At 40.7% G+C, this 14,563-nt stretch carries 10 protein-coding genes and 2 pseudogenes; 3 read left to right on the top strand and 9 right to left on the bottom strand.

What is annotated here, in order from left to right:
* Window positions 1-14: 14 nt before the first annotated feature.
* The 5 genes from LM917_RS22235 to LM917_RS22215 form a co-directional block, all read right to left on the bottom strand.
* Window positions 15-695, bottom strand: a complete 681-nt coding sequence (locus LM917_RS22235; protein ID WP_232699903.1) for a methionine ABC transporter permease — start codon at window positions 693-695, stop codon at window positions 15-17.
* A gap of 2 nt (window positions 696-697) precedes the next feature.
* On the bottom strand, window positions 698-1,729 hold the full coding sequence (locus tag LM917_RS22230) for a methionine ABC transporter ATP-binding protein (protein ID WP_232699902.1): 1,032 nt from the start codon (window positions 1,727-1,729) through the stop codon (window positions 698-700).
* A gap of 170 nt (window positions 1,730-1,899) precedes the next feature.
* A complete protein-coding gene (locus tag LM917_RS22225) occupies window positions 1,900-2,919 on the bottom strand; it encodes an LCP family protein (RefSeq protein ID WP_232699901.1) in 1,020 nt (339 codons plus the stop codon).
* Between the two features lie 197 nt (window positions 2,920-3,116).
* Window positions 3,117-3,365 carry a hypothetical protein gene (locus tag LM917_RS22220; RefSeq protein ID WP_232699900.1) on the bottom strand — a complete coding sequence of 83 codons (249 nt, stop codon included), beginning with the start codon at window positions 3,363-3,365 and terminating at the stop codon, window positions 3,117-3,119.
* A gap of 50 nt (window positions 3,366-3,415) precedes the next feature.
* Window positions 3,416-6,181, bottom strand: a complete 2,766-nt coding sequence (locus LM917_RS22215) for a calcium-translocating P-type ATPase, SERCA-type (protein WP_232699946.1) — start codon at window positions 6,179-6,181, stop codon at window positions 3,416-3,418.
* 166 nt (window positions 6,182-6,347) lie between these two features.
* Here LM917_RS22215 and LM917_RS22210 point away from each other — a divergent pair, with 166 nt between their 5' ends.
* On the top strand, window positions 6,348-7,583 hold the full coding sequence (locus LM917_RS22210; protein WP_232699899.1) for an MFS transporter: 1,236 nt from the start codon (window positions 6,348-6,350) through the stop codon (window positions 7,581-7,583).
* A 94-nt stretch (window positions 7,584-7,677) separates the two neighbouring features.
* On the opposite strand, the gene ytaF is transcribed toward LM917_RS22210, so the two are convergent.
* The 4 genes from ytaF to LM917_RS22190 all read right to left on the bottom strand — a co-directional run bounded on the left by ytaF (window position 7,678) and on the right by LM917_RS22190 (window position 12,163).
* Complete coding sequence (ytaF, locus tag LM917_RS22205) at window positions 7,678-8,340, bottom strand: sporulation membrane protein YtaF (RefSeq protein ID WP_232699898.1); 663 nt, start codon at window positions 8,338-8,340, stop codon at window positions 7,678-7,680.
* 337 nt (window positions 8,341-8,677) lie between these two features.
* Window positions 8,678-9,109, bottom strand: a complete 432-nt coding sequence (locus LM917_RS22200; RefSeq protein ID WP_232699897.1) for a BrxA/BrxB family bacilliredoxin — start codon at window positions 9,107-9,109, stop codon at window positions 8,678-8,680.
* A 106-nt stretch (window positions 9,110-9,215) separates the two neighbouring features.
* Entirely contained in the window at window positions 9,216-10,868 is a 1,653-nt protein-coding gene (rnjA, locus tag LM917_RS22195; protein WP_255668518.1) for a ribonuclease J1, read from the bottom strand.
* A gap of 569 nt (window positions 10,869-11,437) precedes the next feature.
* Entirely contained in the window at window positions 11,438-12,163 is a 726-nt protein-coding gene (locus LM917_RS22190) for a copper amine oxidase N-terminal domain-containing protein (RefSeq protein WP_232699896.1), read from the bottom strand.
* 337 nt (window positions 12,164-12,500) lie between these two features.
* On the opposite strand from LM917_RS22190, the pseudogene LM917_RS22185 reads away from it, so the two are divergent.
* Both LM917_RS22185 and LM917_RS22180 read left to right on the top strand, forming a co-directional pair.
* Window positions 12,501-13,865, top strand: a pseudogene (locus LM917_RS22185) (IS1182 family transposase).
* Between the two features lie 219 nt (window positions 13,866-14,084).
* Window positions 14,085-14,491 (top strand): annotated as a pseudogene (locus tag LM917_RS22180) (YoqH family protein).
* Window positions 14,492-14,563 lie beyond the last annotated feature (72 nt).

Raw genomic sequence — 14,563 nt, 5'->3', positions numbered from 1 at the left:
CTTTCCAACTTATATCAACGATGATCTAACTTACGCGCAATTACGTCTCCAATCATCTGAATGACCTGAACCATAACGATAAGCAACACAGTCGTAACAATCATAATATCTGTTTTAAACCCATTAAAACCGTAATTATAAGCCATCGCACCTAATCCACCTGCTCCGACAACCCCTGCCATCGCACTGAATCCAACTAGACTGATTGCAGTAACGGTAACACCAGATATGATTCCAGGTAATGATTCCGGCAGCAAAATCTTATAGATGATCTGCCAGGTGGTCGCACCCATTGATTGAGATGCCTCAATTACACCCTTATCTACTTCTCGAATAGAGGTTTCAACCAGACGTGCCACAAATGGTGCCGCCCCCACAACAAGACTGAGTATCGCTGCATTCGGTCCAATGGATGTATTAATCAAGACACGCGTTACTGGAATAAGGATGATAATAAGTACAATGTATGGAATAGAGCGGAAAATATTAACAATTATACTAAGCACTTGATACAAAGCTGGCATTGGTTTTAGGTGACCTTTACTCGTGATAACCAACAAAACCCCTAACGGAATTCCAACCAAAGCAGACAGCACCAGTGAAAGGGATACCATGTATCCTGTTTCCCAAATCGCTTTTACAATATAATCCCAGAACGTTACAACATTGGGCAGATAGGTATTTATAAATTCCATAATCAGTTACTACCTCCTTCTGCACCACGAACTACATTAACAATGACACCGTTCTTTTTCAGATAGGCAACTGCTTTTGCCTCAGCGTCCACATCACCTTGAATCTGTACATATAGTGTGCCGAATGCCACTTCTTTCAATCGCTTAATCTGTCCCTGTAGTATATTAACCTGTACACCCAGATCTGTAATCATTCTGCTAATCACCGTTTGACCGGCTGATCCCCCAAGGAATGTACAACGAAGAACGGCTCCTTCTCCTAAACCGCTCAAAAATTCGTCAGATATTTGTTCTGTACCCGATACTTGGTTCAAGAACTCCTTCGTCGTCGTTGTTTTCGGATGAGAGAATACTTCAACTACTTCGCCCGCTTCAATCACACGACCGCTCTCCATAACTGCTACCTTGTCACAGATTTTCTCTATGACATGCATCTCATGGGTTATCAGAACAATGGTAAGTCCCAACTTCGAATTAATATCCTTTAATAGGTCCAGAATGGAGTCCGTCGTCTTTGGATCGAGAGCTGATGTCGCCTCGTCACAAAGCAATACATCAGGATTATTGGCAAGGGCACGCGCAATCCCAATACGCTGCTTTTGACCGCCTGATAATTGGGACGGATACATATCGGCCTTATCAGTTAGACCAACCAGATCTAACAGTTGATTGACCCGTTCCTTATGTTCAGATTTTGGAACACCAGCTATTTCTAGAGGTAAGGCTACATTTTCTAAGACGGTGCGAGACCACAGTAAATTAAAATGTTGAAAGACCATTCCAATCTTACGTCTAGCTTTTCGCAAATCCCGTGCTGTTAATTTGTGCAAATGGGTATCGCCAACAAGCACTTCTCCTGATGTTGGAGTTTCCAACAAGTTAATCATGCGCACCAATGTAGATTTACCTGCACCGCTATATCCAATAATTCCGTAAATATCACCTTTTTGAATGTCTAAATCTACCCCGTTCAGGGCAGTAAAGGTCCCAAATCGATTTTTAAACTCTTTCACGATATTCGTTAATTTAATCATGTGAGTAAAACCGCCCCCTTTGCCATTTATATAAAATGTCAGAATTCCTACAAAATTACTAGGTATTAAATAATCAACTTTAAGAATAAGGGAAGTAGCTAGTCTCTGTCAACGGAAAAATGAGAGAAAAGATGGCTTGTTGCAGCCATCTTTTCCACATGTTATGACGATTACGATACTCGTTGATTGCCTACATCGTTATAAGACGTGCTGTTAGTAGTATTAGCATCATTCTGGTCCTTCTCATTCGGCTTATCTTCTAGATGTTCACGCACATACCGCTGCACGGCTTCTACATCTGGAACCAGGGATGCCCCTATACCACCAGGCAAATTCTTTTCCTGGAACATGTTCATCGGCGGTAACTGATGCCCTTCACCATTTGCTTGTAATGAAATCCCCAGAGAACCCAATTTAATCATATCCATGGATGACATATTGGTTTGAATGTATGGTTGAATGCTGTCTAAAATCTTTGGAATTTGAAAGATGGTTGTCGTTGATTTCAACTCACTCGCAACAGCACCAATTAGCTTTCGCTGCCGTTCAGTACGTGTATAGTCTGACATTACATCATAACGGAAGCGAACATATTGCAGAGCTTTCTCCCCATCTAGCTGCTGCACGCCTTTTTTCAGGTCGATGCTATATTTCCCATTCGCCACTGGATCGTAGTATTTCATGTTTTTCTCAACATCAATCTCCACTCCGCCTATGGCGTCAATCAGTTTTTTAAATCCTTCAAAATCAGTTATTACATAATAATGAACAGGTTGTCCAATATATTCACTGACTGTCTTCATTGCCAGCTCTGGTCCGCCTAACGCTAAGGCATTGTTAATCTTTTGTTTACCGTGTTCCGGAATCTTAACATACGTATCTCTCATTACCGAAAACAAATCATACGTTTTATTTTCAGGATTAATACTAACCATCATCATGCTGTCAGAACGAGGTGTTTCCTCTGGTGCTACATCTCGCTGATCAATCCCCATCAGCAATATGTTAACTCTCTCGGTACCAGTCCAGACAGGTGGTGGCTCTTTTGCTTTTGCTGTGCCATTGTTAGTTGTAAATTTAGGCTTTTGTATTTCTGTCATAAAACCAGAAATTTTGAATGCATAGTAAGCAGCCATTACAACTAAAAGTAGTAGAACCACGTAAATGACACGTTTTAATCGAATATTCAAGCAGACTTCACCATCCTTGTCAATACCTGTCAAAATTTGTAGTGTGTTTCTCCCTGTATCAGTATACATGATTTACATGAAATGCAAGTAGCGATTCTTTTCCATTAGGAGTTACCTTACTTACTTCGTTAGTATACACGAAAAGGAGTCGACCAACCCGAATGGCCAACTCCTTACTTACCGTCTTATCCATACAGCTACGGGGTGTTAACACGGGACGCTTGTTCTTTTGGGACCATAATCTTGTAGATGTTTACCCATGACTCCCCATCACGAATCATTCTGTTTTTGACCCAATAATGAATGTTTTGTTCATCTAAATGCTTGCACCATTGATGAAATTCACCTTCGTCACTTGTTCTAAGCAGTTGAATCCAACACCGCTTTTCTAGCAAATAAACCAGGAAAGAACAAGCCAGAGCCATTAAAAGATACAAAATATCCATGGCATCCCCTCCTGTCATATCCTATGCAAAAGAGGATTGAAGAGAGCCCCTTACTTTAAAGATAAAGCTGACTTTGGTTGTTTGGACCTAAGAACTCCTCCCATTCCTGCCACAAAGGTAGGAATACCTGCTGCTACAAAGATTAACGCCCAGTCGCGTAATGAAAGAGCCGTTGTCTTGAAAATTGGTTGCATAACATCCCAATAGATTACTCCAAGCATAAGGAGTAGCGAGGATAAAACAGCCCACACCAAAAATTTGTTCTCAAATGGGTTACGATGAAACACCGAGTACTCACTTCTGCAATCAAACACATGGATAAGCTGGGCTAATACCAAGGTGGCAAAAGCGACGGTTTGAGCATGAGTCAGGTCATTGGGGTTTTCCTCATAGGCAATGAGAAAAGCACCTAGGGTCATAAGACCAATCAAGAATCCTCTGCTAATTATTTTCCACCCTAGACCTCTGCCAAAGATGTTTTCGTTTCTCTTGCGAGGTTTCTGCTGCATTGTATCTCCTTCAGCAGAATCAACTCCCAAGGCCATAGCTGGCAAGCCATCTGTCACCAGATTTACCCACAAAATTTGAATAGGCAATAACGGAAGAGGAAGCCCCATCAGCATCGCAAAAAACATAACCAAGATTTCCCCCACGTTTGATGCTAGAAGATAACGAATGAATTTGCGAATGTTATCATAAATGTTTCGCCCTTCTTCTACAGCAGAAACGATGGTTGTAAAGTTATCATCTCGAAGTACCAGTGAAGCCGCTTCCTTGGTAACATCCGTGCCTGTGATTCCCATAGCAATCCCGATATCTGATGCCTTGATGGCAGGAGCATCGTTTACACCATCTCCTGTCATCGCCACGATATGTCCGTTTTCCTGTAATGCTTTTATTATTTTCAATTTATGTTCTGGAGAAACGCGCGCATAGACGGAAACCTTTTCCACAGCGCGAGTAAGCTCACTATCACTCATTTCATTGATAGTTGCTCCCTCTAGTACCTGATTATTTGCTCCATAAATCAGCCCGACTTGTCTGCCAATTGCTTCTGCGGTAATTTTATGGTCTCCTGTAATCATGATGGTCTTGATTCCTGCCTGACGACACATCTGAATCGCGGGTTTGACCTGAGCTCTCGGTGGATCAATCATTCCCACCATTCCGACGAAAATCAGATCTTTTTCCAGTCCATCCGAATTACTCTCCCGTTTATAGGCAGACAAGGGCTTATATGCGAATCCAAGTACACGAAGTGCCTTGGCAGCCATTCCTTCTGTTTCTTCTGCCACTTTTTTACGATAAGCATTCGTAAGAGGTACGATCTCTCCATTCCAATAGATGTGGCTAGCCCGTTTTAATAAAGCTTCTACTGCCCCTTTTGTTAAAAGCTTAGCTTCACCAGCAGTGCTCTCTTCAACAACCGACATCATTTTCCGATCGGAATCAAATGGTAGCTCATCAATCCTACTTCCTGTTTCTTCAATCGTTTCTACTTCTTTACGAGCTTTGTATGCCATCGTCAGAAGTGCACCTTCTGTGGGATCACCAATCACTTGCCAGCTACTTAGCTGGGTAGCTACCTTCAGCTTAGAATTACTATTTTGCTTGTGACCAATTAACTTCGCATTGTTGCACCGTTCTGCAATCTCACAGATGTGTTGCAGTCCTTTGTCCAGGTTAGCCTTAACTGGTCTTCCTTGAGCCTTGATTTCGCCTTGTGGGTCATAACCATTTCCAGTAACCTGAAAAGTTTTACCACTGTGCCACATCTCTGTTACTGTCATCTTATTTTCCGTAAGAGTTCCAGTTTTATCTGAGCAAATAACGGATGCACAACCCAATGTTTCTACAGAAGGAAGCTTGCGTACAATAGCATTTCGCCTAATCATCCGTTGTACACCAAGAGCCAGTGCAATCGTAACAATTGCTGGCAAACCTTCCGGAATAGCTGCTACAGCCAGACTAACACCAGCCAGAAACATGGTCATAATTTCTTGTCCATGCCAAATTCCTGCCAAAATAACAACAAAAGTTAGAACTAATGCAATCCAAACAAGCGATTTGCCCATTTGTTCCAATTTGTGTTGGAGCGGAGTTGTCACGGAAGGCGCTTCATTGATAAGGTGGGCTATCTTTCCAATCTCTGTTTTCATACCTGTCTCGATTACAAGTCCTCTACCAGTCCCACCTGTAATCATAGTTCCCATGAATGCTAAATTTTTCTGGTCGCCCAGTGGAATAGATTGCTTAGCTTGTAATGGTTTGTCAGTCTTCGTTACTGGTAACGATTCGCCTGTTAATGCAGATTCTTCCACTTCCAGCCGATTTGTAATGACAAGGCGAAGGTCGGCTGGTACACGATCACCCGCTTCCAGAAGAACGAGATCACCAGGTACCAGTACAGCCGCCGGAACCATGTCCATTTTTCCTTCACGGATGATTCTTGCCATAGGGGAAGCCATCTGTTTTAAGGCTTGTAGCGATTTCTCTGCTCGTGCTTCCTGAATAAAGCCAAGCACTCCATTTATAAAGATAATCGCGATAATGGTGATAGCATCCAGATATTCGCCGAGAAAAAAAGAAAGGATAGTGGCAATTACCAAAATACCCACCATAAAATCCTTGAACTGATTCATAAAAACCACATATAGCGGTATTTTTTTCGCTTCCGCAAGCTGATTGAGTCCATATTCCATTTTTCTTGCAGCCGCTTCATCCTGCGACAATCCCTCTTTCAGATCGCTGCTCATTACTTGTGTCAATTCCGTCAGTGATACTTGGTACCATGGTTTGCTCGGCTTCACTCCGATCCTCCTCCAATGCTCATCATCAACTTAGTACCATGTTTATGCAGACGAGCCATTCGGTATGAGGAGAATATATATCTGATGTTTTATACTTTTTAAACTTTTTTGTTTACAAAGTATAAACAATGGTATATTCTTACGACACGAACTTATTTTAGGAGGTGCACCCATGACTTGGTTTTCTCGTTATCCTAAGGAAGCATATGCCTTTATTGCTGCCAACATGGTGAATTCTATAGGGGGCGCCATGATGTGGCCACTTACTACCCTATATGTCAAACTTGTAATGGGACATAGTTATGCTGATGCCGGATTGGTTCTGCTTTTGCAATCATTAGCCGGAATAATCGGTCAATTTTGTAGTGGATTTCTTTATTTTCGATTAGGGGTCAGACGATTATTAGTCCTTGTTTTACTCGTCGATGCTCTCATCCTTCTTGGCATTATTTTAATAAAAATTTGGTGGGTGTACGTTCTCCTCATGTTTTTGTTTGGATTCGCAAATGCTTTATTCTTTCCAGCCATTCAATCATTTATCGGCTTCCGTTGGCGTGAGCAAAGCAGAGAACTATTTAATGTCATTTATGTGAGTAACAATGTGGGTATGGCAATCGGGAGCAGCCTAGGTGGATTGTTAGCAGCCATATCTTTCAACCTTTCATACGGTATTACCTTTATCACGACGCTATTTTTCGCTTTCTTTCTTTCCTGGTTCTTACGTCGAGTAGGCGAGCAGCAATCCTTCGATGAATTGACAGTGGATGCCAGATCGTCCCTTTCTCGAAAAGAAACCTTCTCTTTATTGAAAAACATTCGATTGTATCTGTTTCTAGGACTCGGCTCTATGATGTTATGGTTAGGGCTATCCGTCTGGAGTATGGGGATTGCCCCTTATCTAAATGATCAAGGGATGAGTCCTGCGGCTTACAGTCTCCTCTGGACACTGAATGGGATTATTATCTTAGTCGGTCAGCCCGTTACCTATTTGATAAAAAAGTATCTAGCGCCATCCCTCACCTCGCAAATGATTGCGAGCGGGCTGTTTTATTCCATTGCCATGCTACTTATGCTCCTGTGGCACAACTATACGCTGATCGTCATATCTATGGCAATTGCTACTTTTGGAGAAATGTTAAAAGCTCCTGCTGTTCCCTCCTTCATTACGGAAAATGCTCGAGAGAATGCTCCGTTCTATTTAGGCATTGTTGGCTCCATTGCCAGCGTGGGTCGTCTATTAGGCCCCTTAATTATGGGTAATACATATGATCATGGCGGAATTGAACCAGTTCAGCTCATTGGAGTAATAGGTGCTGTCATAGCCACCCTACTGCTTACCGTCCATGCCAGCCTGCAGCGCAGATCAGATGATAATTTTAGAAGTCAGCAAGCCTCTTCTAGTCTGTAAAAGAATAAACGGATGTTTGTCATAGTAATGCTCGCACGTAAAAAGATAAGCTCCTGCCCAGCATATCAGGACAGAGAGCCTATCTTTTCATCGTTTATTTGCCCATCTTAAATAAGCCAATTCCAATTAACAAAAGGGGTGGCAAATAAGATAATCGCTGTATCCACCCTACTGATGCAAAGCGACTCCCTAAGGTAATCCCTACCCAAAGAGTCAGTATACTAGCTAACGCAACTGCACAAGAGGTTAGTAATGGATTAAAACCTAGTAACGTAAGACTGATACCTGAACCAAAAGCATCCAAGGATAATGCCAATCCGAGTACAACTGCTTCCAGTCCAACAATATGACCTGATTTGTCTGCATCTGCACGCTGCGGGTCACGCAAGATGTGTATGATTAACCCAAACAGGTGTATTGTCCATTGAAAAGCTTCTTTTTTTCCACTCCCCTGTTTATCTACCCCTTTATTCAGTTCAAACTGTTCTTTACGTTGACCTACCATTTTCCAGATCGTAAGCCCACCAATGATAATAAGGACAGCAGCTCCGATTTTCGAACTATAATTCGGTGGAACCCATGCTTGTAACCAGCTTCCTATGCTCATGGAGAAAAAAATCACGAGAAACGAACAGCCCCCGATTACCAAAAATGAAAAGAACGGTAATTTCATTCTGCGTAATCCGTAGGAAAGCCCAACTCCAAAGCCATCCAGACTGATGGCTAGTGAAACAAGCAACAGCGGTATCCAGCTCATTATCTCTTTTCACCTCCGCTCCCCCCATCATATGACTAGGGTGAGGGAAGAGGTTCCTTGTTGTGATTCTAAATTGCTGAGCTGTACATACCTTACAAGATTGTCTTCTACCTACTGTCGTGGAGAAAACCAGCTTCTCTTTTCACTCTTCGCTAGGGTCTACGCCCTGCAAGGAGTTGAACTGTCCGCTCCACACTATTCACCCTAGGAAGCTAAAAACGAAGTATTCACTGTAAGACTTGCTTTCTTCTGCATTTCTACAATTGTAGATATGCATTTCCTACTTACAATGACAAAACCCCCTCGCCAACAACGTGGCAAGGGGGCTTTGAACTACTTATTTGCAGTTTTGATCGTAAGCATCTGTCAACAATTTCGCAATTGCTTCCAAGTCGCTACCTTCGATTTGATAACGTTCAACCATTGATACCAGCTTGCCATCTTTTAAAAGTGCATAAGATGGAGAGGATGGTGGATAGCCTTCGAAATACTCACGAGCTTTTACAGTTGCTTCTTTATCCTGGCCCGCAAACACGGTATAGATATTGTCTGGTTTCACCTCATGACGCAATGAGTAAATTGCTGCCGGACGAGCAAGACCTGCTGCACAGCCACATACAGAGTTAACTACAACCAAAGCTGTACCTTTCATGTTATCAAAGGTTTCGGTAACCTCTTCTGGTGTACGTAATTCCTGAAAACCGACGCTGGTTAATTCATTGCGCATCGGTTGAATAACCTGATTCATATATGCTTCATATGACATCATACTGTTCAACTCTCCTTTAAAACCATTTCTTCTATTATACCTATTCTCCTTGGCAGAGAATACCTTTTCAAATACTTGTAGTGCATGTAAGTGCAGGAAAAATGTGCTACACTTCCATGACGATTGTTAAAATCATTGGATTTCGGCCTGTTTTTTCAAAAATAAATGGCTTTAACACCTGATTAATCTGCGATTTCAATTCAGACCACTCACGTACTTTCCGGTCAAGTGTTTCCAACAATTTTTGTTTTACCAGGACTGTCGCCTCCTGAATCAGCGACTCTGAACCACGTACATAGACAAATCCACGGCTTACGATGTCAGGACCTGTTAACAGTTTAAACTGTTTCATGTCGATGCTAACTACGACGACCATTAATCCGTCTTCTGCCAAATGCTTACGATCACGCAGCACAATATTCCCTACATCACCAATTCCACTTCCGTCAATTAGTACAACGCCAGCCTGTACTTTTTCCGTTACACGAGCACCCTCTCGCGTACAGGAAATAACTTCACCATTATCTACAATAAAAATATTCTCCGGCTCTACTCCTACCTGCTCAGCCAGCAAGCCATGACGCTTCAGCATCCGATATTCTCCGTGTATAGGGATAAAGTTTTTTGGCTGAATAAAGCTAAGCATGAGACGTAATTCCTCACTGCTGCCATGTCCGGAAGCATGAATGTCAAATACAGAGCTTTGTACCACATTTGCCCCCGCCCGATACAACTTATCTATAATGCGACTCACATTAACAGCATTACCTGGTATAGGTGAAGCAGAAATAATGACAGTGTCTTCCGGATATATTTGCACAGATCGATGCGATCCGGAGGCAATTCTGGTCAATGCAGCCATCGGTTCCCCTTGACTACCTGTACAGATAATAAGGACTTGATTATCTGTATAATTATCAATCGTTTTGATATCAATCAGTACACCTTCAGGAACCTGAATATAACCCAATTCCTGACCGATTAAAAAAGCTTTTTCCATACTTCTTCCAATTACTGCTATTTTACGATTGTCTATTACCGCTGCATCAACCACCTGTTGCAAACGATGCACATTAGAGGCAAAGGTAGCTAGTATGATTCTTCCCTTTGCTTTCCCTACTACTTCTGCGATGCTCTCCCCTACAGTTCGTTCTGACATGGTGAAGCCAGGACGCTCACTGTTTGTACTGTCGGATAGCAAAGCAAGTACACCTTTTTGACCTAATTCTGCTATTTTTGCAAAATCCGTTGGGTGACCTACTGGTGTTAAATCAAATTTGAAATCACCTGTATGAACAACGGTTCCTTCCGGTGTCTCAATTGCAATTCCGAATGAATCAGGTATGCTGTGGTTCGTACGGAAGAATGAGACAGACATATGATCAAATGAAAGAACACTTTCATCCGAGATTGGTTCCATTTTTACATCGTTGTGCATGCGATGTTCTTCCAATTTTGCCTTAACAAGGCCGAGAGTCAAACGTCCACCATAAATGGTTGTTTTGATTTGTTTCATGACATACGGGATGGCACCTATATGATCCTCATGCCCATGGGTTAACACCATTGCTTTGATTTTATTCTGATTCTCAACGAGGTAGGATACATCAGGAATAACCAAATCTATTCCGAACATTTCAGTCTCCGGGAATTTGACACCGCAATCAATGATGATAATTTCATCTTCGTATTCCACACAGTACATGTTCTTGCCGATTTCTCCAAGACCACCCAGTCCATATATTTTTACTTCACTCAAAAGAATACCTCCTATTCAATCCGCTATAATCCGCTCCATCTCTCTCACGCTATATCTTAACATAATTTTCATGTAGATTGTTGGTTTGTCTGGCTGTTTCACAATTGCTAGTCACTATTCCCTCTAACAAGTAAGTATGCTCATTTTTTATATATAGCAGACATCAACTGATTAAACCAATCAAATAAGCTTTCTTCATCTATTTGATGTATATGAGCTTAATCGAATTGAGGCAAAGGTCGAACCCGAGAATGTCAACTCAAAGATGGTTCTAAATAAGCTCTCCTTTATTCACGAGGGACTGCTACGAGAACACCAAAAATCCAAAGGAAAGTATGTTGATTCACACATATTTTCGTTACTGAAAAAAGAGTATCTTGAAAAGGAATAAAAGATTTCTATTCAGATAGGGCATATAGAAAGTATCCTGAATAATTAATATGATCCCCTTTAAGTAACCAGGAAGAGAAGTACCTTCCTGTTACTTAAAGGGGAATTTTTTATGGGGAGAAGAGATTAAAATGAGAAAGGGCGACCCCAATAGGTCGCCATAAAACATGTTAGCTTTATTAGTTTTCCGTAAGCGTAATCTTTCCAGTAGATGCTTTTCCTTTGAAATCATACAAATCTTCATCTTCATCGGTATCAGTAATGGTACCTGTAATGTCTGCATCTTCAAAGGTAGAATCTTTCCATACCATCTTACAAATTTTTGTTATAAAATCTTCGAGGTCATCCTCATCTAGATCATCGTAAAGGTCTCCGTCCTCGTCTCTATCGAACTCAATCGTGATCTCGATATCATCTTCATCACCGTATAAGGTAATATCCCAGTCAATATCTTCCCAGTCTCCATATTTTTTCTGGATATCATATTCAAGATCGTCTAAATCGTCGCTATTGCTATTCTTTTTGCTTTTTTTATCCAATTCATCTTGAGCATCCCGTAATTCTCTTTCCAAATCAGCAATTTTAGCGTCTTTGGTAGCTATTTGAGATTTCAATGAAGAGAAGGTTGGGTCATCACGATCTGTTACAGATACGGTGTAAGTTGCTTGATCCCAATCAACATTTTTGTTGAACACATCTGCCATCATACGAATTGGAATGTAAGTTGTACCATTCACAATAAATGGTTCGGTAGGGGTTGAAATCTCATAGCCATTATGCTTTACCTTCACATTATTGTACGTAGCTTGCACATTTTTTTTCATAACCGCTGCATCAGTTGTCGCAGGTAGTGCTCCAATTAATAGGGCAGAGGATAATACTAGAATTGCCTTCTTTTTAAACATCAGGACCCCTCCAAGTTATCGTTCTTTCTAATGCTGAATTTTTGTCTTTTTACCAAAGCAAGAAGTCTGTCTTAAGAACAGAAAAACGCTGGAAATCCTTTCCTGTTCTCGCAATTTAGAATTTCAACTCCTTGGCTAACCTCTGTCATTTTACAAAAGAAAGAAGTCATGTAGATGTCAAAAAGAAATGTTTTTTAGGAAATGTATGCCAATTACCTATTTCGGATCGAAGCGATCATTTATTTGTATGTGAATTTGGGCTACCCTCTTTATTTAATCAATTACCGCGTTAATTTGTTATAATATTAGTAATCATACAGTAAGGGACGGATAAAAAATGCTCTCTTCAAATAATGAAAAACAAATATCTTACGAATTCATATGTATAGAAGATTTAGTCCCGCAAGACCATTTACTTCAAAAAATCAATCACTATATTGATTTCTCTTTTATAACAGAAAAAGTTCGTCCTTTTTATTGCGAGACCAACAGTCGTCCTTCTATTGACCCGATTGTGCTTTTTAAAATGATGTTTATCGGGTATCTATTTGGTATTCGTTCAGAGAGACAATTAGAAAAAGAAATTCAAACAAACATTGCCTATCGCTGGTTTCTTGGATTGAACTTAAGTGAAAGGGTACCTGATCATACAACAATTAGTTGGAATCGACGAACTCGATTTGCTAACACCACGGTTTTTCAGGACATCTTCGATGAAATCGTTTTGCTGGCGATTAAACATCGGATGGTAGGGGGGTGTGTGTTGATGACTGACTCCACTCACTTGAAAGCCAATGCAAACAAAAAGAAGTACATAAAACAGATGGTTAAAGTAAGCACGAGAGCATATGAAGAAGAACTGAATCAAGCTATTCAAGAAGAGCGTAGAGCCAAAGGGAAAAAAGCTCTGAAACCTAAAAAGGATGTGGTAGAAGAAAAAGAAATCAAGAAAAGTACAACTGATCCAGAAAGTGGTTACATGTATCGTGAAAATAAGCCGGAAGGATTTTTTTACCTCGATCATCGAACAACTGATCTAAAATATAACATCATCACCGATGTACATGTTACACCCGGTAATGTTCATGACTCTAGTCCATATGTGGCTCGTTTAGATCGTCAAATCGAACGATTTAAGTTTAATGTGGAAGCAGTGGCTTTAGATTCGGGTTATTTGACAGCACCGATTTGTAAGTCTTTGCATGATCGGAAGATATTTGGAGTCATTGCTCATCGTAGATTTGCTCCCGTGAAAGGATTGTTTGCAAAATGGAAGTTCGACTATATTGAGGATACAGATGTGTATATTTGTCCAAATAAACAAATTTTACAATATAGTACAACAGATCGTGATGGGTACCGTCATTACAAATCTAATCCAGAAGTCTGTAAGACCTGTCCGTATTTATCTCAGTGTACGAGATCTAAGAAAAAACAAAAAGTCATTACACGGCATATATGGGAAAAATACAAGGAATAGGTTCGAAAGAACCGACTCAGCCCATCGGGAAAACTTCTTTATAAAAAACGTAGTCAAACTATAGAGCGAAGCTTCGCGGATTCAAAAGAACTCCAAGGGCTTCGCTACTGCCGTATGAGGGGGCTTCGAAATGTACAGGAACAAGCCCTAATGACTGCAGCCTGCCAAAACCTCAAGATGGTTGGGGGAAGTCTTTTGATATGTATAATGGTTTTATTTTGACCTTCGATCAAGAAAATAATAAAAAAGAGTGCAAAGAAACACTAGGTTTCTCTACACTCTGGGAGAACAAAGTTCTCTCCTTCTTATTCAACTAATGGAGCAGTATAGTTGAACTAATTATAATTTAGCAAAATATCGGGGAGACTAACCAAAAGTTATTGTAAGAGGTGTATTAAGAGACAATTTATTTTGGCTATATTCCTTATCTCTTTTTTTACTATGTATCCCACTCAAGCAAATGCAATTACTATGCCTTGTAGTATGGTTTTGGAACCAGTTGATAAAAATATGAAAAATGCAAAAGGAACAGCGTTAATTTATAAAGTACAACTAAATCCACCGAACTTCGCCCGTACAAATGTAAGTATTCTTGCTGTCCGCCTTCCAGAACCATCTACCTATGGAAATTACGATAGTTATGAAGGCTATGCATTCATACAAGATGAAATAAGTTGGCGTTTTAGGCTTTATCTACTCCAGAAGAGTATAGTCCAACTTGGGCTGGAAGAATTGATTTAATCACAGCAAAAATGGAAAATGTAAACGTGCAGGTTAGACTCTCTAATTCGAAAAATGGAAAATTAGGACCGAGTATTTTAACAAACAATATAAAGTACTGTAAGTAGCTTGTTAATCTACGGGTGCGTTAATTGAATAACTGGAGTTAGTATAGTTTCATGGACACATCTTGGTTAAGT

The organism is Brevibacillus daliensis (assembly GCF_021245735.1).
Taxonomy (GTDB): Bacteria; Bacillota; Bacilli; order Brevibacillales; family Brevibacillaceae; genus Brevibacillus_B; species Brevibacillus_B daliensis.
The sequence above is the reverse complement of the archived record's forward strand: the minus strand, read 5'-3'. Positions and strand labels throughout refer to the sequence as shown.

Coding starts and splice junctions, on each gene's coding strand:
- LM917_RS22235 (WP_232699903.1), bottom strand. CDS start 695: ATGGAATTTATAAATACCTATCTGCCCAATGTTGTAACGTTCTGGGAT.
- LM917_RS22190 (WP_232699896.1), bottom strand. CDS start 12,163: ATGTTTAAAAAGAAGGCAATTCTAGTATTATCCTCTGCCCTATTAATT.
- LM917_RS22200 (WP_232699897.1), bottom strand. CDS start 9,109: ATGATGTCATATGAAGCATATATGAATCAGGTTATTCAACCGATGCGC.
- LM917_RS22230 (WP_232699902.1), bottom strand. CDS start 1,729: ATGATTAAATTAACGAATATCGTGAAAGAGTTTAAAAATCGATTTGGG.
- LM917_RS22220 (WP_232699900.1), bottom strand. CDS start 3,365: ATGGATATTTTGTATCTTTTAATGGCTCTGGCTTGTTCTTTCCTGGTT.
- ytaF (WP_232699898.1), bottom strand. CDS start 8,340: ATGAGCTGGATACCGCTGTTGCTTGTTTCACTAGCCATCAGTCTGGAT.
- LM917_RS22210 (WP_232699899.1), top strand. CDS start 6,348: ATGACTTGGTTTTCTCGTTATCCTAAGGAAGCATATGCCTTTATTGCT.